The organism is Streptomyces sp. NBC_00435 (assembly GCF_036014235.1).
Taxonomy (GTDB): Bacteria; Actinomycetota; Actinomycetes; order Streptomycetales; family Streptomycetaceae; genus Streptomyces.
Genome location: NZ_CP107924.1, coordinates 6,218,080 through 6,238,642, shown reverse-complemented (window position 1 = coordinate 6,238,642; position 20,563 = coordinate 6,218,080). Strand labels below are relative to the sequence as shown.

Genomic DNA, 20,563 nt, shown 5'->3' with positions numbered 1-20,563 from the left:
CGAGGTCCCCTTCTGCATGGGTGGAGCATGACCGCTCCACCCGGCCCCTTGCCTAACGTTCTGCTGAGCACAAGCTATGTGGTTGGCGGTTCCGCCCGACGGCTTCCGGACGACTTGAGCTCGGTGGCCCGCTGCTCGGTGGCCCGGCGCTCGGCCTCACGTCGGACCGGGCGTCGGATCAGCTGGTACGCCTGCTGGGTCGCGACCTGCTTGAACAGGCGATTGACGTCGGCATCGTCAAAGTAGCGGACCATCAGGGCGTCGTTGGACGCCGCCTGGTCGATGACGATCCGGTCGAGGTCCTTCTCCAGTTCCCCGCCGAAAACGTCCTGGTCCTGGTGCATGGCGATGGCCCGGAGTTCGGGGTCCTCACTGACGGCTACAACGAGCTGGCCGAGCAGGATCTGGTCGGTGGTGGACAGCCCGGTCCCGTACTCCTCGTTGACGGACTGGATCACCTCGGCCAGCGACATCTCCTCCGCCTCGGCCACCGCTCCGGCCGCCTCGGGCACCAGGCCAGGCAATACCTGCGCGCCCGCCGCCTCCAGGCGCAGCTCCGGGGTGCCTGTCTGAGCGATGCGCATGTGACTCGGGGTGGCCGTCCCTATGTCGGCGCCGGCGCTGCGGGCGGGCGCGGGCAGGCGGCGCAGCAGGAAGCGTCCGTACTGGTAGAGCCGTTCCAGTTCGAGGTTCTCGAATCCGATGACGTGGGAGAGCCAGCCGTACGCCTTGGTGTAGGAGTCCAGGGCGCGGCGGAATTCGGCGGCGGTGTCCGGTTCGGTGGCGTTGAGGGCGTTGAAGCGGTCCAAGGCGGGCTGCAGGTAGCCGTAGAGGCGGGCGTGGGCCTTCATGATGGCGGTGTCGGTGGCCGAGCCGCCCTGGAAGGCTGCGAAGTACGCGGTGACGAAGGCGTCCATCTCGGCTTCCACCAGGAGCTGGTAGGCCATCACCTCGCGTTCGCGGTCGAACAGCAGGTTGGGGTCTGTGGGCTCGCTGACCGACGCCTCGTAGTACTGCTGGAAAGCCTGCTCGATGTCCTCGGGCCGGTTGGCGAAGTCGAGGATGAACAGGTCCTCGGTAGTCTTGAGTCGGTGGGTGCGGTTGAGTCGGGAAAGGGTCTGCACCGCGGCCAGGTTCGCAAGGATCTTGTCCACGTACATGGTGGTCAGCAGCGGCTGGTCGAAGCCGGTCTGGTACTTCTCGGCGACGACGAGGATGCGATACTCGGGCTTGGGGACGGAAGGCGGGTTCGGGTCGTCCGCGCGGGTGTAGCCGAAGCGTGTCGGCAGTTCGCGTTCGGGGAAGCCGTTGAGCTTAGGCTCGGTGTACTCGATCCCGTCGAGGGTCAGCGCTCCGGAGAACGCGACCAGGGTGCCGCAGTCGGTGAAGCCCCGCTGGTCGATGTAGGCCCGCATGGCCTGGTACAGCCGTACGGCGTGGTCACGGCCGGAGGTGACCACCATCGCCTTGGCCCTGCCGCCGAGGCGCGGGCTGGAGTGCGAGCGGAAGTGGTCGACGATGATCTTCGCCCGGGAGGCCATCGACGCCTCCGACATCAGCGCGGCCCGCACCAGCCGCGAGCGGGCCTTACGCGGGTCCACCTGCTGCTCCGCCTCTTCTGCAGCGGCCTCCTGGAGCTTGAAGTACGTGGCGTAGGTGATGTAGTTGCCGAGCACGTCGAGGATAAAGCCCTCCTCGATGGCCTGCCGCATCGAGTAGACGTGGAACGGCCCCTTCTCCTGCTCCCCCGGGCCGGGATCGGCGTAAGGGTTGCCGAAGAGGTCGATCGTCTTCGCCTTGGGCGTGGCCGTGAACGCGAAGAAAGACAGGTTCGGCTGCTTGCCGCGCGCCAAGGCCGCGGCCGTCAGCGGGTCACCGTCCTCGTCCACCGCGTCCGAGCCGAGACGTCCCAGCGCCTTCTTCAAGGCCGCCGCGCTTTCCCCACCCTGCGAGGAGTGCGCCTCGTCGATGATCACCGCGTAACGCTGACTTCCCAGCCCCGCGACCTTGTCCAGGACGAAGGGGAACTTCTGCACCGTGGTGATTACGATCCGGGCAGTCGGCCCGGTCAGCGCGTCCGCGAGCTGCTGGGAGTTCTCGTCAATCCGCACGACCACGCCGGACTTGTGGTCGAACTGATGGACGGTGTCCTGGAGCTGCTTGTCCAATACTCGCCGGTCGGTGATGACAATGACCTTGTCGAAGACCAGCTTGTTCACCCCCAGACCGGTGGCGAGGGCGGCGGGTGCGATCTGCCCAGGGTCGTGCGAGGTGTGCAGGCTGGACAGGTGGTGCGCGAGCCAGCCGATGGTGTTGGATTTGCCCGAACCGGCGGAGTGCTGGATCAGGTAGTTCTCGCCCGCTCCGTGGCGGGCCGCGTGGGCGATGAGCTTGCGCACCGCGTCCCACTGGTGGAACCGCGGGAAAATCAACGGCTGCGTGTGCGCGCTCCCCGGCTTGTGTGACGGTGCCCGGCCGGCCTTCGCGGCGGCGTCCTCGACGTGCAGGAACCGCTGCAACAGCTCCAGCCAGTTACCTCGGCCCCACACCTCGTCGAAGAGATAGGAGATGGGGTACTTCCCATCGGTCGCGGCCGGGACATTGCCCGCGCCGCCGATCTGGCCGGGCCCGCCGGAGCCGGTGTTGAAGGGGAGGAAGCGGGTGGCGTCTCCGGCCAGGCGGGTCGTCAGGAAGGCCAGTGTCGGATCGACCGCGAAGTGGACCAGGCTGCGCTTGGCGAAGAACAGCTCCTTAGGGTCGCGGTCGCGGCGGTACTGACGCTTGGCGTCCTCGACGGTCTGGCCGGTCAGTCCGTTCTTCAACTCCACCGAGGCGACAGGGAGTCCGTTGAGGAAGAACGCCATGTCGAGGCTGTCGGCCGGGCGCGCTTCGGAGTAGTGGAACTGGCGCACGAAGGTGAGCCGGTTGGCGTCGTACTCGACCAAGGCGTCGGCGGCTAGGGTGTGCGCGGGACGGAAGTACGCAAGCTGGATCTTGACGTTGCGGTCATTCACGCCCCTACGCAGCACGTCCAGCAGGCCACGCGAGTCGATCTCCCGCGCCACCCGCTTGGCGAACCGGCCGATGGCCTGCTCTTCATCCTCGCCGTAGGCGGCCTGGAGCGCCAGCCAAGCGTCATTCTGCGACGCACCTAGGAACGCGGCCAGCTCGGAGGTGTCGATGCCGAGCGTGTGGTTGTAGGTGCTCGACATCCCGCGCTGCCAGCCGCTGCGCAGCAGAGCCGCTTCCACGGCGTTCTCGAATGCCTTCTCGGTGTACACGCGGGCATCGTTCATCTGAATCCCCCTCAGAGGTCGCGGTCGTGCGCGGGACGGGCGGTAGTGACATCAAGCTGGCCGGTGACGGCAGCAGTGATGAGTGCCTGCCGGCGTTCGGCTAGGAGAGCGAGCTGATTCTCGGTGCGTCGGATCAGCTCTCCATGCGTCCGCTGACTCTCTTCAGCCTGGTCGACAAGACTCTCCTGATCCCTGAGGTCTGCAGGCCACCTGACGGTGAAATTCGATAGGTCTTCCATCCCCAGTGTCGGCTGGGCAGAGTCTGAGCCGGTGGCAAGGAGAGCCTGATGCTCGAATTCGCTAGTGCCAGCCCAAGCGACGAAAAGACTCGGGCTCACATCCGGTCGCAATCGAATCGAACAAACAGCTCGGGCAATATTGACGCCGACAAGGTCGTCCGTAGCCACGGCTGCCCTACCCAATGTTCCGACTACGCTGAGCAGCACGTCCCGCGGCCTAACAACTGTCCTCGCGTACTGATCTGAGAGAGCCTTCGGAATTCTCGCCAACCCGCTTACCTTGCCTGGAAGATCAAGCAGGTCATTGACTCGAACAAAGGGCACGCCATCATCAACGAAGGCAGGAACAAGCACTCCGTAGCGCGGTCGCGCTCGAAGCAGGTACTTCACCCGAGTCCACTCCCCTGAACGACACTCCTTGAGGAGCTTCTCAATGTGTGCACGTTTGCGGGTCTGTACGACATCCCGCTGGCGAGCACGGAGAGCCACAAGCGTGTCGATGCGGGAGATCTCGCCGTCGAGGAAGTCGCCAATGCGGCGCTGCTCGTCGAGGGACGGAAGCTCGATGGGAAGGTTGCCGATTTCACTTGCGTTGATGGCCGGATAACTGACTCCGACGGAACGGGCGACGATTGCTTCAATGAATGGCTGCGACTGGCAATGGTAAGCCAAGTATCGCTGGTCAACTTGGTCCGTCGCCTCCAGAACTGCGAAGCCAGTGGAAAATACCAATGGGTCGTCGCTTTTGGGGACTGGAGCAATGGCCTTCAAGTAGGTGCGCACAGTCGAGACGATGACCGAGCCGGCTGGCGCGAGGCGTCGAGCCCGCGAAGGGGATTTCTCGAATGTGATTCCTTCTGTCGGGATGCTAATATTCCCCAGTCCGTCGACTGCACCGATATCAATGTAACGAAAGGAAAAATCCGCTTGAGTTCCTTCAGGAAGGGTTTGTGCGTTGATTCGGGCAATATTCTTGACGCGATAAAGAGTCATCCCGCCACCTCCCCCAACAGCAGCTGAATCTCAGCCTCCAGCGACTTCAACTCCGCATCAATCTCCGACAGTGGCCTCGCTGGCGTGTACGTATGGAAGTGTCGCGTGAGCGGAATCTCATACCCCGTCTTGAACCGCTCCAGCTGCCTCGTCTTCGGATTCCGGATCTCCGCGATCCAGGCGTCCGGAACGTGGGGAAGCACCTCGCGAGCGAAGTACTCGTCGATGTCTTCGCCCAGCGGGACGTTCTCGTTGTCGCGCAGGTCGGAGTCAGGCTCAGGCTTGCCCTTGACGAGCTGGACCTCACCCTCCGGGTCGGTCACTCCCACGGCATCACGCAGGGCCCTTTGGAAGGGCGCGGCAGAGGGCCACAGTACGCCGCCAGCCACCATCGCTGTCCGCATGGCGTCCCATGCCTCAGCCTTGGTCGACCACTGCGACCCGAGCAGCGGCTTGAGCGCGGTCAGCAACAGCTCGACTGCCGCCTCGCCCCCGACTGCCTTCTTCGCGGCCGCCGACGCACCGAGCTGAGCAAGGCTCTCCTCGGTCAGCTCGAAGCGGAGCTTGAGCGGCCGGTCCACGGTGATGCGCTGATAGCCGAAGTCCCGGTTGGCGAAGACCTTCACCCGCCCGTGATCCGGATGGGTTTCGCCGCTTGCGATGCTCAGCGCATCGCGATAGATCGCGCAGATATTTCCAATCTGCGCCCGCGTGATCTCCTTGCGCTTCTCACCGAGGGACTTGCGCATCTTGGTCCACTGGTCGCGGGCGTCAAGGAGGATCACACGGCCCTTGCGATCGGCGGGCTTGCGGTTGGTGACGATCCAGAAGTACGTGGAGATGCCCGTGTTGTAGAAGAGCTGGTCCGGGAGGGCGACGATCGCCTCCAGGTAGTCGTGCTCGATGATCCACCGGCGGATCTCAGACTCGCCCGACCCTGCCCCACCGGTGAAGAGCGGGGAGCCGTTGAAGACGATGGCCAGGCGGGTGCCGCCGGCCTCGTCGCCCGCCGCGTCCTTCTTGAGCGGCTGCATCTTGTTCATCATGTGCTGCAGGAACAGCAACGAGCCGTCGTTGATCCGAGGCAGGCCGGCTCCGAAGCGGCCGTCGAGTCCGCGGTCCTCGTGCTCCTGGCGTACGGCCTTCTCGACCTTCTTCCACTCCACACCAAAGGGTGGGTTGGCGAGCATGTAGTTAAAGGTCTCGCCGTCGTGGCCGTCTTGGCTGAAGGAGTTGCCGAAGCGGATGTTCTTGGCCGTGTGGCCCTTCAGAAGCATGTCGGAGCGGCAGATCGCGTACGACTCGGCGTTCAACTCCTGGCCGAATAGGTTGACGCGAACGCGCGGGTTCAGCTTGCGGATGTGTTCTTCGGCTGCCGAGAGCATGCCGCCAGTGCCGCAGGCCGGGTCGAGGATCTTGACGACTTGTCCTTCTCCGTTGAGCCGGTCGTCGTCCGGGGCGAGCAGCAGCTCGACCATCAGCTCGATGACCTCGCGCGGGGTGAAGTGCTCACCCGCCGTCTCGTTGGAGGCATCGGCGAACTTGCGGATCAGCTCCTCGAAGACGTAGCCCATGTCGTGGTTGTCCACGGCTTTGAAGCTCAGATCCAGGCCGGCGAACTTCCGCACCACCTGGTACAGCAGGTCGGAGTTGTCCAGGCGGTCGATCTGGAGGTGGAACTCGTAGCGGTTGATGATCTCAGTGGCCTCCGAGGAGAATCCCCGGATGTAGTCCTTGAGGTTCTTCGCCACGTTGGCCGCGTCGCTGCTGATCGTGTCGAAGTTCTGCTCGGAAAGGTTGTAGAACTTGAGCTTGGAGGCTGCCAGCAGCAGCCCGTCCTTGTTCTCCCCAGCGTAGGAGGCCGCCCGGTCCCACACCGCCTGGCGGGTCGGGGACATGACGCAGTCCAGCCTGCGCAGCACCGTCAGCGGCAGGATGACCTTTCCGTACTCCGAGCGCTTATAGTCACCACGTAGCAGATCGGCCACCGACCAGATGAAGTCGGCCAGTTCCTGGTTCTTGCTCAAAGCGTCCTATCCTCTCGCCCCACTGCGGCGTCTCCGTCGTTCGTCATGCTTTGGTGTTCAGCGTTGCCGCCGTCGCAGGCAGGCGGCGGATCGAGGGCGCCCCCGGTGAGACCGTCGCGGGCAAGCCGCGCAGCCCGGTCGCCCATCCTGGCGAGTTCGGCAAGTTCGTGCTCGAACGCACCCAACGAGCGAAAAGCGTCCCCGTAGCGGCGCTGTCGCTCGACATCCATGCGGGGCAGACGCGCTGCCTGCAGGTCCGCTCGGAACGTACCCGAGGAGGACGTGCTGCGCCGGGCATTCGCCGCGCTACCGGCGAATCCGCGCACATAGTCGGGGTCCAACTGGTCGCTGACGGAGGTGAGCTTTTCGCCATCGAGGCGGAGCAGACCGGCTGCCAGCAGGTCGCTTACCGCCACTGGGACGCCATCGTCTAGGCCGTCGGCCCCGCCTCGCGATGGCAGCTCGGGAAGCAGCGCCCGCAGACGGCTCAGGCGCATGTCGAGATCCTCGCGCAGCGTGGCGTACTCCACCGCATAGTCAGGTTCCGGCTCGCGTACGTAGCGGCTGGGCGTGAGGTCCACCTCGTTGTCCAGCAGATCGATCAGCGGCACCTCCGTCTCCTGGTGCGCCTGCGGCTCCCAGGGGCCGTCCGGGCTGTTGGCGCTGAGATCCACCATGCGCACGGTCCCTGTCGCCTGCCCGGGGCCGGAGGGACGGTTCAGCAGCCACAGGTGTAGCGGAAGCGCGTGGCTGGCAGCGAGGCCCGGCGGCAGGGCTACTACCGCGGCGACGCAGCCGCGACGCACCAACTCCGCCCGGATTCTGCGACCGGAGCGGCGATGGGCGACCGACGCCGGCAGGACCACCACGGCTCGCCCGCCGGGTGCCGTGTGGTGGTAGCAATGCTGAAGCCAGGCGAGTTCACTCTCCCCTCGTGAGGGCACACCCGCCTCCCAGCGCGGATCGATGAGCAGTTGCTCACGGCCCCAGTCGGCCACGGCTGTCGGCGGCTCGCACACGACCAGGTCGGCGCAGAGATCGGGGAACGCGTCAGCCCGCAACGAGTCGCCCGCCACAACCCGAACCAACGCCGCCGCCCCGTTGGCCGCCAAGGCCGCGCGTACCCTGGCCACGCGCGTCGCGACTGCCTGCCTGTCCTGACCCAGCCTGGTCCCGACCGCACCACCGCCCACCGCAACGAGAAGCGAGCCGATACCACACGCCGGGTCGAAGACGGTGCCAGAGGTCTCACCGGCGAACTCTCGGACAGCGCGAGCCAGCCGCAATGTCGAGGCGCCGTCCAACGCGGCGCGCGCGGTGGACTCCAGCAACCGGGCGACCAGACCGTCCATCACCTCGGTGGGCAACCGGTCGGCGGCCAGCCCGGCCACCGCCTCGCGGGCTGTCCGGTCGGTCAGCTCTGCCGCATCACCCCGAAGATGTTCCCCGACAGCAGCCAGTGCCCTGACCATTTCCTCGCCATAGGTGCCACGCAGCGCCTGCCAGAGTCGGACCTCCCTACTGACCTCTCGCCCTTCACGCTGCCCTTCCAGCCATTGCCGCACCTCGGCGAGCGGGAACAGGGGACTCGCCGAGGTGCCACCGACGGGCGCGGGAAAGTCCGAGCGGCGCCTGCGCCAGTTGGACACCGCAGCGCGCGTCACGCCCGCCAACCGTGCGATCTCCGCAGCGGTCGCCGTGGCATCGAGCGCCTCGTTTCCTCCGGTCATGGCGCGACCGTACACCGCGATCATCCTGAACGCCAAGTTACATTCAGTTGACGGCGCTAACTGACTTGTTCACTGGGTATCACATGCCAGGAACTCCGACACCCCGCCCAGCGCAACGGGACGAGATCCGGGCATGTGCACGACCTCACGCGGAGCGAGGTGAACGGCCCTCCGGCTCAGCGATCCAGCGGGGCTACGGCCGCGCCCCCTTCCTGGCTACCAAAGACCGCGGGTCAGGGGGCCGTAGCTGTGAACATCAGCCTCCACCTGCTTGTCAGTCCGAAGACAGGTGGAGTTGCCTACCAAAACCGAAACCGCAGGTCAGGCGCCTTCCCGCACCGGCTCCAAGATGGCGACGCACTCCACGTGGTGGGTCATGGGGAAGGAACCCACAGGCCTGAGTGCCGATAAACCTGCAGGTCAGAGGCAGCATAGCGACTTCGACGGTGCGGCCGCGCGTCCAACGAGCGTCACCATCGGCCCTGGCATCTCTACGCGACCGGCCTTGGTCCAGCGGCTGCGGCTGACCGGCCAACACCCTGCGGTCGGGCAGGGTGCGGGGAGGATGCCTGGCTTGGCGCTTCGTCCCCATCTCCGGCGCCCCGTTGCCGGCAGACGGCCGCCGATGAGAAGTTCCCTGGTTCGGTGCAACTCCTCTCGCAGCGAGGGACAGACCATGGGTACGCTTGCCAGGCCCGCGGGCGCCAGTAGATCCGGGACGGCTCCGCCGCCGGGGAAAAGGACCGTCCCGGTGAGGAGACCCACAGCCACAGCGACCTTCCCCGCCCCCGCAAGTAGGCGGCTCCTGAGCGGCTCGGCCGCCACGCCTACGGCGTCAGGTTCTGGCACGTCCGCCAGGAGTGCGTCATCAAAGATCACCAGGCTGTCGCGCTGCTCACGCGGCCTGCAGCTGTGGCGTAGTGCGTCGACGACGAGCCAGGACAAACCACGGACGGCGATGTCACGGTCGGATCCCTCTCAGAAGAGGTAGCGCTCGTTGCGTTCGGCGAGCGCAGAGATCAGACGTTCCGTGGTCGCGCGCACCTGCAAATGCGCGGCGAGGGGCATCGTGCGGGATGTGTGCCACGCCTGGGCGCGCAGTGAGTTGCAAAGCCGCCCGAAATTCTTGCCGTGCACCTCAAGCGCCGAGTCATGTGTCCTTCGGCCGTCCGGAACGAGCAGCATCTCCAAGAAGCGAACCGACGCCACCGTGACAACCCCGGCCGCGTCGGAACTGCGGCAGCACGGTCGTCACCCGCCATGAGCGTGATGGAGACAGCACCAAAGCCGGCGATGGCGGCGATCGCGGCGAACATCCTGAAAGGCGTGACTGTGGTCTCGCCAAAATGGTGATGTCCTCCACCACAAGGCCAGCACCACAACGAGCATGGGCACCGCCTGGAGAAGTACGGAGACGCAGCGACCGGCGACGATACGGTGCCACCGGTCAACGAGCTCCTTACTGTCCGGCCAAGCCTCCGCTGGTACGTCCTTACATTCCAACTGCACGAGCAGCGCGTCGACGCGTGCTTCGCAGCCGCTTCACCGAATGCACCCCGTGCCGGACATCCGGGACACCACCGTGGCCAGCATTCGGCTGCGGTCCCACCACAGCAGGGCGATCCAGACAGCCTCGAAGAATGTCCACCAGCCCCAGAAGAACGAGAGGTTCACGAATTCTGTCAGCGTCACGGACGGCAGGGTGGTAGACCGCTCTGACATTGCTGCGGATACTCACGTTCCGGTGGTCGTGCCTCAATGCCCCCTCCTGAGCCGGACAGTCCGACACCATGTCTCAGCCTCCAACGCCTGCCTCCGGCTTCCTCCATCCAGGAAGGAATCACCAGCAGGAGCGCGGGCAGTAAACCTGCATCGCAGGCCGGCTCGATGGACTTCACGCCTCGCCGCACACCTATACGGCCGCCTCCACCAGGAACGGATTCAGCCTCCCCACCCACGATACGTAGAGCCCGTCCCTGGCGCGGGTACAGGCCATGTACAGCGGGAAGCGTTCGGCCAGGAGATCGGCTTCATGCTGGAGGCGGTCTACCTCCGGCGTCAGGTACGGCTCAGTCATGTACCCCGATCACCGCGACGCACCGGCATTCAAGGCCCTTGAAAAGAGTGCGTCATGCCCCTGACGGCGTCCGGGTCCGTCGGCGTGTCTCCGCGAAGGCGGGAGGCCCGCATGCCGACAGCCGTGAGACCCTCAACCGCCAGGTCACACGTCTTGTTTCATCAAGCCCTGGAGCTTATCGATCTGGGCGCAGAAGACGATATCGAAGGCGGGGCGGGGCATGGCCGTGATTCTCCTCCACCAGATTTCGAGGGGGGGGAACCGCGTTCGCGCCCCGCCTGACTTCGTCAGTCGCTTGCAGCCGCTGCCAGACCCGCGTCTTCATCCGGCTCCTCAAGCTGTCCGAGAACACGCCAGGCCAAGTCGGCGAGGGTCTCACCGGTGGCTGTCACCCATCGAGCGGTGCCCTGGTTGGCCACAGGCCTCTGGTCCCATTCGGCAAGCTCCCACATTCGGGTGATCAGTCCAGATGGCGAGTATTGCTGGCCGTCAGCCGCCCAGAGGACCGGCTTCGTCCGGTGGGTGATCCACGTTGCCCGGCCCCGCTTATCATCCTCGGCCAGCCAGTCCTTGAGAGCCTCGGCCTCCATCGGATAGGCCGTGGTGAGCGTGAGCGGCGCCCCCTCTTCCAGGGCACCCTGGTCGATGAGGACATGAACCGCGTTGGGACGGCGCGGCTTCCGCTGTGCCGGAACCCGACGGTACTTGTCAGCCTCCGACGAGGCCTCGGGCCCGGAAGCAGCGCGCAGCACACGTAGGACGACCTCACGGCTACGGGCGACGTCGGCGCATACGGCCCGGATCTGCGAGCGTTCGCCATAGAGCCTGTCGATGGCCCCCGCAACCAAAGGAAGCAGCTCGGTCACCAGGCCTCGTACCTGGGCCTCAGCCGCGGTTGCCCAATCCAGGGTCGGATCCGGCTCATCGATGGATTCGGTGTCCAAGCGACGAAAGACGAGATGGGTCAACAGGTACAGGCCATGCTCGGTGAGTGCGGCGCCTCGACTTTCGTAGCCAGGACGCAACGCGTGCAGAGTGCGGCGGACTTCTCGCAGAACCCGTACCGTATTCCACAGCAAGTAGGCCGTAGGCTGAGGCCGGAACAAGACGTCGTAGATGCCCTGCGGGCCCCGCTCCCACAGAACGTCGAGGGTGGTCGCCATCCTGACCGCATACTGACTGTCGGGGTGAGCACACGCCAGCGCGCACGCGGCCTCGACCACAGAACAGCCGGTGTCCTCGGTGGGATCCAGCTCGCTTCGCCGGACGCTGTACTCCAAACCGAGTTCCGCACGCATCTCTTCTATGATGGCCGCCTGCACAGGGTCAAGGGCGATGAAGTCCCGTGCTTCCACACGGTTCTGCCGGTTGGTTGCCTGGGTGGTCCGTTTGGCGAAGTCTGCCGCCTTACCCGTCACGATGATTCGGACGCCCACCTGTGCATCCGCGGCCGAATCATCTGCGGCAACGGCCTCGGCCACGGACCGGACGGTCTGCGCTCCGTTGACGACGCTGGCGTTGTGCAAAGTCAAGGTGATTGGTCGTGCCTGTGGGTTGCGAATGGCCTGATGTGTGCGCTCGACCGCCTCGCAGAGCACCGTGACTCCGTTATTGAAGTACCAGAAGTTATCCGGCTCCTCGGTGAGGGTGGCGATCAGTTCGTTGTTGATCGGCGTCCTACCCAGCGGATTTCGGATATTCAGATTGAACAGGTTGGCGCCGTGTTGCAGCCATTGAGACACCTGGTCGGCCCCAACTACACCTTGGTACGACTCGTACGGGACGCTGACGGCGAACCACGGAAACAGATCGGCCGTCAACTGGACCGGTTCGGGTGCCATGTCCTCCCGCACGGATGCCCATACCTCTGGTGCCAGAATTATCCGGTGGTCAAGGACGTCCCCATGCCGATTGAACTCCTTCTCGCCATCGACCAGCGCATGGCTGAACCCTTCGCTCACCTCGTCCGTCCGCATGAGGACGACGACCTGGGTAACCGGGGTCGGGCCCTTTGACATAGCAGCTTTGGCGTACTCCGCCAGCTGCCGACCACGCGGATTGAACGCCGCGAAGTCTTCGTCATCGATGAGCCGCAGTCCCGCGAGGAGCTCCCAGACGGTGTCCCGCTCACCCTTGGCTTTACCGTCTTTGCTCCACTTCGCCTGGACCAGATAGACGTGTGGATCTGGGCCGTCCACCACGGCGATGGCGTCGATGCCCTTGTCGGCGATGCCATCAATCACAGTGAGCGCAGCCTCCTGCGGGCTGAATCCAGTGACTATCCGTACAGCTTGGGCGGTGAGCGCTCGCGAGAGCATGCGCTTCTCGAGATCCTCACCCGTTTTGCCTGCAAGATCGCTGCCGTCAACAAGGCCGGAATCCAGGTAAACGGTCTTCAGGGCTTGCTTGACCTGCCGGGTCTGCAAGGTCACTTTGTCGCCAGCTGCGGCCTGCTTGTTCGTCATCGTTCGCGCCTTCCTGAAGACCCGGCGGTGTTGCTCACGACCGACCCATGGACAAGATCGTCTCACGGGTGGGGTACACCATGCCGTGCGTTTGATGAAGCCTCATCGTCAGAGTCGAGGCGAATCGACGCCAGCGCCTCGGCAATCTCGGCGGTCATCTCGTCGTCCGGCCTGTAGACCACGCACAGATCCTCGTGGAGGAGTGCGAGGATCTGGCGGGCCTCTGCCACCCACCCCTGCGCGAACAGCATCCCGATATCCCGGCGTAGTTTGACGGCCTCCTCGCTGACATCGCCGCAGACGGACCGTACAACGCCGAAATGCCCTTAAGCGCAGCGAGTGCCTCGGTGGCCTGCCCGAGCACGGCACGACAGCATACGGCCTGGTAGCGGCAGGCGTGGGCCGGTGCGCTGGTCTGGGCGTTGAACCGGGCGTACACGTCGGCGAACCGTCGGACTCGGGCAGCGCGGCCCGGTAGGCGCCGCCGAGCAGGCGGATGGCCGCCCACTGGGTGCGTGGCTCCAGCACCTGTCGGCTCTCCGGGCCCAGCGGGCGAGCGGCCGGCTCGATACCTCGGTGGCCTGCGTGAACCGCTCCTCCCCGGTGAGGCGTTGGAGCGCGTATACGCCTCCTTGACCAACGGTGAAACCCAGGTCAATGCCTGGCACCAGCTCTACTACAACCCGGAGCAATACGGCATCACGCACGAGAGGCCCAGCACCGTACCGTCGCCCTACGAGCTGTACTTCGGACTCATCGCCGAAGCCGTGCGGCAGATCGCAACGTCGAGGCGTGGCATCGCTATTTCCTGGCCATGCCCATGGGCCAGCGTGACCTCGGCACCCAGCTAGCCCACCGGACTGGGACGGGACCGCCAGCGCCAAAGCGTCCGGCGTCCTCAACTTCGGTGGCGGCGCGAAGGATTCCGGCGGGCGGGTCGCAGATGCCCTGCTCCACCCGGACACGGAGTACGGGCGCAAGATCCACAGCTGGTAGCTAACGCCACCTACCCATTTAGCGTGCGGTGCCTCGCTTCGGAGTGGCAGTCACCCTGGCCCACCATGCCGGGCGGCGACTCAGAGCTACCACTACGGGGACCGCTACTTAGGCGTCCGGAGGAGCAAAGAGCTACCCACCTACGAATCCCCACCCCCTTCACATCGGCCCGGCCACGTCCTTGGACGTGGCCGGGCCGATGTGAAGGGGCTTCAGAACGTGCGTCATGTGAGCGTCAGTAGCTGGAGGAGTATCCGGCCACCGCTACTGACGGCCTCGGTTCTCCGTACTGAAACCGCAGGTCAGATAGCCGTCACCAGCTCCAACAGGCCTTCGCGCGCTGCGTGCGCGGAAACAGGTCAAACGGCTGACGAGTACCGAGAAACCTCAGGTCAGGCGCCCTTGGCGACCGGCTCCAGGATCGCCACGCACTCCACGTGGTGCGTCATCGGGAAGAGGTCGAAGGCGCGCAGGGTGCGGACCTTGTAGCCCGCCTCCTTGAAGTAGCCCAGGTCGCGTGCGAGGGCCGCCGGGTCGCAGGCCACGTAGGCGATGCGGCGGGGGGTGAGGCCGGCCACCTGGCGGACCGTCTGCTTGCCCGCGCCCGCGCGGGGCGGGTCCAGGACGACCAGGTCGCACTCGGTGATGCCGGTCTTCGGGAGGATCTGCTCGACCTTGCCCTGCTCGATGCGGACGCGGGGGAAGTCCGTGAGGTTGTGGCGGGCGTCCTCCACCGCGCGCTTCGTGGACTCGATGCCCAGCACCGCGCCGGTCTCGCCGAGGCGTTCCGCGAGGGCGCCCGCGAAGATGCCGACGCCGCAGTAGAGGTCGAGGGCCATTTCGCCCTTGCGCGGCATCAGGCCCTGCATGACGGCCTTGATCAGGGTGTCCGCGGCCTGGGGGTGGACCTGCCAGAAGCCGCCCATGCCGACGCGGTACGTGCGGCCGTCCGCGCGCTCGCGCACGAAGGGGCGGCCGTGGACGCGGTGGACCCCGCCGTCCTTCTCCTCCACGCGCAGGACGGAGACCGGCTTGTCGAGCTCGACGAGCGGGAGACGGCCGCCGGGGCGGGGCGTCAGGACGACCTGGCGGTCGCCGGAGCCGGTGGCGGCGATGGCCTCGACGGTGGCCATCTGGGGCCAGTCCTGCTGCTCGATGCCGAGCTCGCTGACGCCCGGCGCGGCGATCATGCAGTGGTCGACCGGTTCGATCTCGTGCGAGCGGTGCTTGCGCAGGCCGGCGCGGCCGTCCTCGTCGATCGCGAACTGCACGCGGGTGCGCCACTGCGGGACCTGTCCGGCGGGCACCTTGTCGCCCTCGGCCGGCATGACCGTACCGTCCCAGCCGGCCTGCTCCGGGGTGAGTCCGGCGAGCCGCAGCAGCTGCTCGGCGATGACCTCGCCCTTGAGCCGGCGCTGGGCGCCGGGCTTGGCGTGCTGCCAGTCGCAGCCGCCGCACTTGCCGGGGCCGGCGTACGGGCACGGCGCGGGGGCGCGGTCCTTGGAGGGGTCCAGGACGGTGACGGCGTCGGCGCGCAGGAAGCGGGAGTCGGCGTCGCCCTCCGTGACGCGGGCGATGACCTTCTCGCCGGGCAGGGTGTGCCGGACGAACAGGACCCGGCCCTCGGCGGTCCGGGCGATGCAGTGCCCGCCGTGTGCGACGGGACCGACCTCGACCTCGTACTCCTCCCCGACCAGTGACTGCTTCTCGTTCTGCTCGGTCGTCATGGTGGGGAGACTCCAAGGAAGTGATCAAAAAGGAACGGCCGGACGACCGACCCACCAGTTTACGTGGATCTCGTCCGGCCGTTCGCCATCAGCCCTGAGCCAGCAGCCCTGAGCCGTCAGCCCTTGGCCGCCGGGTCCTTCGGCCGCGGGGCGTCCACCGGTCCGCGGCGCACCGCACCCGGCGCGTTCCATTCGGCCCGCTTCTTGGCCCGCTTCTTGGCGAGCTCCGAGGACTGCAGCTGGTAGGGCACCGAGGTGACCATGACACCGGGGGTGAAGAGGAGCCGGCCCTTGAGCCGCAGCGCGCTCTGGTTGTGGAGCAGGTGCTCGTACCAGCGCCCGACGACGTACTCGGGGATGTACACGCTGACCGCGTCGCGCGGGTTCTCGCTGCGCAGGCCCTTCACGTACTCGACCACCGGGCGGGTGATCTCCCGGTACGGCGAGTCGAGGATCTTCAGCGGGACGTTGATCCCGCGCCGCTCCCACTCCGCCTTGAGCGCCTTGGTCTCCACCTCGTCGACGTTGACGCTGAGCGCCTCCAGCCGGTTGGAGTGCAGCAGCTTGGCGTAGGCGAGGGCCCGCAGGGTGGGCTTGTGCAGCTTGGAGACCAGGACGACGGAGTGCACCCGCGAGGGCCGCACGTACTCGTCGGGGCGCTCCTCGGCGGCGGCGATCTCGGTGGCGACCCGGTCGTAGTGCTTACGGATCGCGGTCATCGTGCCGTAGAAGATCACCATGCCGAGCAGGGCGACCCAGGCCCCGTGGGTGAACTTGGTGGCGAGTACGACGACCAGGACCAGACCCGTGAAGAAGGCGCCGAAGGTGTTGATCGCGCGGGAGCGGATCATGTGGCGGCGCTTGGCGGGGTCCGTCTCGGACTTCAGGTGACGGTTCCAGTGCCGGACCATGCCGGTCTGGCTGAGCGTGAAGGAGACGAAGACGCCGACGATGTAGAGCTGGATCAGTTTGGTCGAGTCGGCCCCGTAGATCCAGGTGAGCAGCGCGGCGGCGCCGGCGAGGAGCACGATGCCGTTGGAGAAGGCGAGCCGGTCGCCGCGGGTGTGCAGCTGGCGCGGCAGGTAGCGGTCCTGGGCGAGGATCGAGCCGAGCAGCGGGAAGCCGTTGTACGCGGTGTTCGCGGCGAGGAACAGGACGAGCGCGGTGGCGGCGGCCAGCAGGATGAAGAGGAAGGATCCCTTGCCGAAGACCGCCTCGGCCACCTGGGAGATCACCGGGTTCTGGACGTACCCGGCGCCGACGGCCACGCCGTTGTCGAGCAGGTCGAGCGCGGGCTTCTCGGCCATCTTGACGTCGGTGGCCATGGCCAGGCCGATGATGCCGCAGAACATGGTCACGGCCAGCCCGCCCATGAGGGCCAGGGTGGTCGCGGCGTTCTTGCTCTTGGGCTTGCGGAAGGCCGGCACGCCGTTGCTGATGGCCTCGACGCCGGTCAGGGCGGCGCAGCCGGAGGAGAAGGCGCGCAGCAGCAGGAAGACCAGCGCGAAGCCGGCCAGGCCCTGGTGCTCGGGCTTGATCTCGAAATCGGCCGTCGGGGCCTTCATGGAGTCGTCGAGGACCAGCCCTCTCCAGGCTCCCCACGCGATCATGATGAATACGCCCGCGACGAAGATGTAGGTGGGAATCGCGAAGAGTTTTCCGGATTCCTTCATGCCGCGCAGATTCAGCAGAGTGAGAATCAAGATCATCCCGACCGCGCAGAGCACCTTGTGCTCGACGACGAAGGGGATGGCCGAGCCGAGGTTCTCCACGCCCGAGGCGATGGACACCGCGACCGTGAGGACGTAGTCGACGAGCAGGGCGCTCGCGACGGTGAGACCGGCCTTGGGCCCGAGGTTGGTGTTGGCGACCTCGTAGTCACCGCCGCCGCTGGGGTAGGCGTGGACGTTCTGCCGGTAGGAGGCGACCACGGTGAACATCAGCACCACGACCGCGACCGCGATCCATGGGCTGAAGTGGTACGCCGACACACCCGCGATCGACAGGACCAGCAGGACCTCGCCAGGGGCATATGCCACCGAGGAGAGCGGGTCGGACGCGAAGACAGGAAGGGCGATCCGCTTGGGAAGGAGCGTTTCCCCGAGGCGGTCGCTGCGGAGCGCCCGGCCGATCAGGATCCGTTTGGGCACGTCGGTCAGTTTGGACACGCAGAGGATCGTAAGCGTTCGATATCAGGCTGACGAACCCGCACCCCTCTACACGGCAATACGGCCCCTATATGCCATCCGAACGCTGCGTATACGCCGCGCTACGGCCCGCCGACTGCCTCTGAAGAGGGCACACTGGTGACCGCCCGTGTGTAGCTTGGGCCATGGTCTGAGACCCTGTTAAGCCAGAGCAGCAATGAGGCTGGAAACCAGCGAGCCGCTGACAGCCGGAAGGACGGCCGTGCACATCGTCATTATGGGCTGCGGAAGAGTGGGCTCCGCTCTCGCGCAGACCCTGGAACAGCAGGGGCACACGGTCGCGGTCATCGACCAGGACCCCACCGCATTCCGTCGGCTGGGGGCGTCCTTCGGCGGCCGCCGTGTCACCGGGGTCGGCTTCGACCAGGACACCCTTCGCGAGGCCGGCATCGAGGACGCGGGGGCCTTCGCGGCGGTCAGCAGCGGTGACAATTCCAACATCATCGCGGCCCGCGTGGCCCGCGAGATGTTCGGTGTCGAGAACGTCGCCGCCCGGATCTACGACCCCAAGCGCGCCGAGGTCTACCAGCGCCTGGGCATCCCCACCGTCGCGACCGTACGGTGGACCGCCGACCAGATGCTCCGCCGGCTGCTGCCGTCGGGCGCCGAGCCGCTGTGGCGCGACCCGAGCGGCGGTGTCCAGCTCGCCGAGGTGCACACCTCCACCGCCTGGATCGGCCACAAGGTCAGCCAGCTGCAGGAGGAGACCGGCGTCCGCGTCGCCTTCCTCACCCGGCTGGGCGAGGCCATGCTGCCGACATCGGCGACCGTCCTGCAGGAGGGCGACCTCGTCCACGTGATGATGCGCACGGACGAGATCGACAAGGTGGAGGCGTCCTTCGCCGAGGGGCCTGAGGAGGCACACGCATGAGGGTCGCGATCGCCGGAGCCGGCGCGGTGGGCCGTTCCATCGCGGGCGAGCTGCTGGAGAACGGCCACGAGGTGCTCCTCGTGGACAAGGCCCCGACCGCCATCTCGGTGGAGCGGGTTCCGCAGGCCGAGTGGCTGCTGGCCGACGCCTGCGAGATCACCTCGCTCGACGAGGCGGCGCTGCAGCGGTGCAACGTGGTCATCGCGGCGACGGGCGACGACAAGGTCAACCTGGTCGTCTCCCTCCTCGCGAAGACCGAGTACGGGGTCCCGCGGGTCGTCGCCCGCGTGAACAACCCGAAGAACGAGTGGCTCTTCAACGAGTCCTGGGGCGTCGACGTGGCCGTCTCCACGCCCCGTCTGATGTCGGCACTGGTCGAGGAGGCCGTCAGCGTCGGCGACCTGGTCCGTCTGCTGCGCTTCAGCCACGGCGACGCCAACCTGGTCGAGCTGACCCTGCCCGCCGACTCCCAGGTCGCGGGCAAGCAGATCAGCGAGATCACCTGGCCCGAGGACACCTCGCTGGTCACGATCATCCGGGGCAACCGGGTGCTCACCCCGCACGGCGAGGAGACCCTGGAGCCGGGCGACGAGCTCCTCTTCGTGGCCGCCCAGGCCCGCGAGGAGCAGCTGGAGGACCTCCTCCAGGCCGCGGACTAGCCCGCGGCCCGCTGAACGCCCGAGGGGCGCCGACCAATCCGGTCGGCGCCCCTCGGGCGTCGGCGTCCCGCCGCGGACGGCGTGGGGCTACCGGCCCCGCTCCGCCGCCTTGGCGGCCTTGGCGGCCTTCTCCGCCGCCTCCTCGGCCTCCCATTCGGCGATCACGTTGATCGGCGGCGGCGCCTTCGCCAGGAAGACCCACGTGAAGTACACCGCCAGCACCATCGGCGGCAGCTTCAGCGCGATCAGCACCCAGCCCAGCTGCGTCGCGTCGCCCCACCAGTACAGCGGGAAGAGGATCGCGTACTTCGCGAGGAAGATCAGGCCCCAGGCCAGACTGGCCTTGGTGTACGCCTTCTTGCGCCCGGGGTTGCGCGTGCGCCAGGACAGGTTCTCCTTGAACACCGGGCCCAGGATCACCCCCAGCAGCGGGAAGCCCACCAGCGCCGAGAGCGTGAAGGCCACGCCCAGGCCGGCGCCGTAGATCATGCCGGGCAGGTAGAAGCCCTTCGCGCTGCCCGTGAACAGGGCGAAGGCCACGCCGACGCCCACGCCGAAGACGCCGCTGAAGGCGTGCTTCACCGTGTCCTTGCGCAGCAGCCGCACGATCACCAGCAGCACCGCGACGGCGCCCGCCGCGATGGCGGACAGCTTCACGTCCTTGTTGATCGTGTAGATCATGACGAAGAGCAGCCCGGGGAGCATCGTCTCCACGGTGCCCCGGATGCCCCCGAAGGCATCGAAGAGGGCCGCCTGGGTCACGGCCTTCTGGTCCTCGGACGGTTCCGCGTCCGGGGCCGTGGCCGAGGTCGGGGTCGTCGGTTTGTCGAGTGACGTCACCGTCAGTGCTCCTGTCCGAGCGGTCGGAGTTCGTACTTCGGGTTGAAGAGCACCCGACGGCCGTGGCTCATCGAGATCCGCCCTGAGGCAATCATGCGACGGCCGGGTTCGATTCCCACGATCGAGCGACGTCCGAGCCATACGACGTCCAGCGCGGCCGAGCCGTCGAACAGCTCGGCCTCCAGCGCGGGCACGCCCGCGCGCGGGCGCAGGGTGACCGTACGCAGGGTCCCGGTCACCTTGACTATCTGGCGGTCGTGGCAGTCGCAGATGCGCGTGCACCCCGCGGCTTCTGTGTCCTCCTGCAGCTCCGCCGAATGCAGCTCCTCCTGCGAGGTGGACAGCCGCTCTATCATCCGGCGGAACCGGCCCGCCGGCCTGGCGGGCTTCGCCGGCTTCGCGGGGTTCTCGGGACGCGGTTCAGCACTCATACAGG

14 protein-coding genes and 1 pseudogene are annotated in these 20,563 nt (G+C 66.6%); 2 read left to right on the top strand and 13 right to left on the bottom strand.

What is annotated here, in order from left to right; genetic code table 11:
- Positions 1–74: 74 nt before the first annotated feature.
- The 11 genes and pseudogenes from OG389_RS28470 to OG389_RS28425 form a co-directional block, all read right to left on the bottom strand.
- The gene (locus tag OG389_RS28470; protein ID WP_328301281.1) at positions 75–3,296 is read right to left on the bottom strand and encodes a type I restriction endonuclease subunit R; all 3,222 of its coding nucleotides are present in this window, start codon (positions 3,294–3,296) and stop codon (positions 75–77) included.
- Between the two features lie 11 nt (positions 3,297–3,307).
- Entirely contained in the window at positions 3,308–4,528 is a 1,221-nt protein-coding gene (locus OG389_RS28465) for a restriction endonuclease subunit S (protein ID WP_328301280.1), read from the bottom strand.
- Entirely contained in the window at positions 4,525–6,555 is a 2,031-nt protein-coding gene (locus OG389_RS28460; RefSeq protein WP_328301279.1) for a type I restriction-modification system subunit M, read from the bottom strand. The genes OG389_RS28465 and OG389_RS28460 overlap by 4 nt, the downstream gene beginning before the upstream one ends.
- On the bottom strand, positions 6,552–8,285 hold the full coding sequence (locus tag OG389_RS28455) for an N-6 DNA methylase (protein ID WP_328301278.1): 1,734 nt from the start codon (positions 8,283–8,285) through the stop codon (positions 6,552–6,554). Before OG389_RS28455 ends, OG389_RS28460 begins: the two co-directional genes overlap by 4 nt.
- 978 nt (positions 8,286–9,263) lie before the next feature.
- A complete protein-coding gene (locus OG389_RS28450; protein WP_328301277.1) occupies positions 9,264–9,476 on the bottom strand; it encodes a hypothetical protein in 213 nt (70 codons plus the stop codon).
- A 351-nt stretch (positions 9,477–9,827) separates the two neighbouring features.
- Complete coding sequence (locus tag OG389_RS28445) at positions 9,828–9,977, bottom strand: hypothetical protein (RefSeq protein ID WP_328301276.1); 150 nt, start codon at positions 9,975–9,977, stop codon at positions 9,828–9,830.
- Positions 9,978–10,197: 220 nt separating this feature from the next.
- Positions 10,198–10,520, bottom strand: a pseudogene (locus tag OG389_RS36855) (DNA helicase UvrD); the annotation flags it as partial.
- Between the two features lie 129 nt (positions 10,521–10,649).
- Entirely contained in the window at positions 10,650–12,827 is a 2,178-nt protein-coding gene (locus OG389_RS28440; RefSeq protein WP_328301275.1) for an AIPR family protein, read from the bottom strand.
- 62 nt (positions 12,828–12,889) lie between these two features.
- On the bottom strand, positions 12,890–13,078 hold the full coding sequence (locus tag OG389_RS28435) for a hypothetical protein (RefSeq protein WP_328301274.1): 189 nt from the start codon (positions 13,076–13,078) through the stop codon (positions 12,890–12,892).
- Positions 13,079–14,215: 1,137 nt separating this feature from the next.
- Positions 14,216–15,550 (bottom strand): class I SAM-dependent RNA methyltransferase, encoded by a 1,335-nt coding sequence (locus OG389_RS28430; RefSeq protein WP_328301273.1) that lies wholly within the window; start codon positions 15,548–15,550, stop codon positions 14,216–14,218.
- A gap of 116 nt (positions 15,551–15,666) precedes the next feature.
- On the bottom strand, positions 15,667–17,718 hold the full coding sequence (locus tag OG389_RS28425; RefSeq protein WP_328301272.1) for an APC family permease: 2,052 nt from the start codon (positions 17,716–17,718) through the stop codon (positions 15,667–15,669).
- A 241-nt stretch (positions 17,719–17,959) separates the two neighbouring features.
- Between OG389_RS28425 and OG389_RS28420 the strand changes: the two genes are divergently transcribed.
- On the top strand, positions 17,960–18,628 hold the full coding sequence (locus tag OG389_RS28420; protein WP_328301271.1) for a potassium channel family protein: 669 nt from the start codon (positions 17,960–17,962) through the stop codon (positions 18,626–18,628).
- Complete coding sequence (locus tag OG389_RS28415; protein ID WP_214953432.1) at positions 18,625–19,287, top strand: potassium channel family protein; 663 nt, start codon at positions 18,625–18,627, stop codon at positions 19,285–19,287. Before OG389_RS28420 ends, OG389_RS28415 begins: the two co-directional genes overlap by 4 nt.
- An 87-nt stretch (positions 19,288–19,374) precedes the next feature.
- On the opposite strand, the gene OG389_RS28410 is transcribed toward OG389_RS28415, so the two are convergent.
- Both OG389_RS28410 and OG389_RS28405 read right to left on the bottom strand, forming a co-directional pair.
- Positions 19,375–20,127, bottom strand: coding sequence for a DUF3159 domain-containing protein (locus OG389_RS28410; RefSeq protein ID WP_328301270.1), 753 nt, complete (start codon positions 20,125–20,127; stop codon positions 19,375–19,377).
- Between the two features lie 2 nt (positions 20,128–20,129).
- Entirely contained in the window at positions 20,130–20,558 is a 429-nt protein-coding gene (locus tag OG389_RS28405; RefSeq protein ID WP_328301269.1) for an OB-fold nucleic acid binding domain-containing protein, read from the bottom strand.
- Positions 20,559–20,563 lie beyond the last annotated feature (5 nt).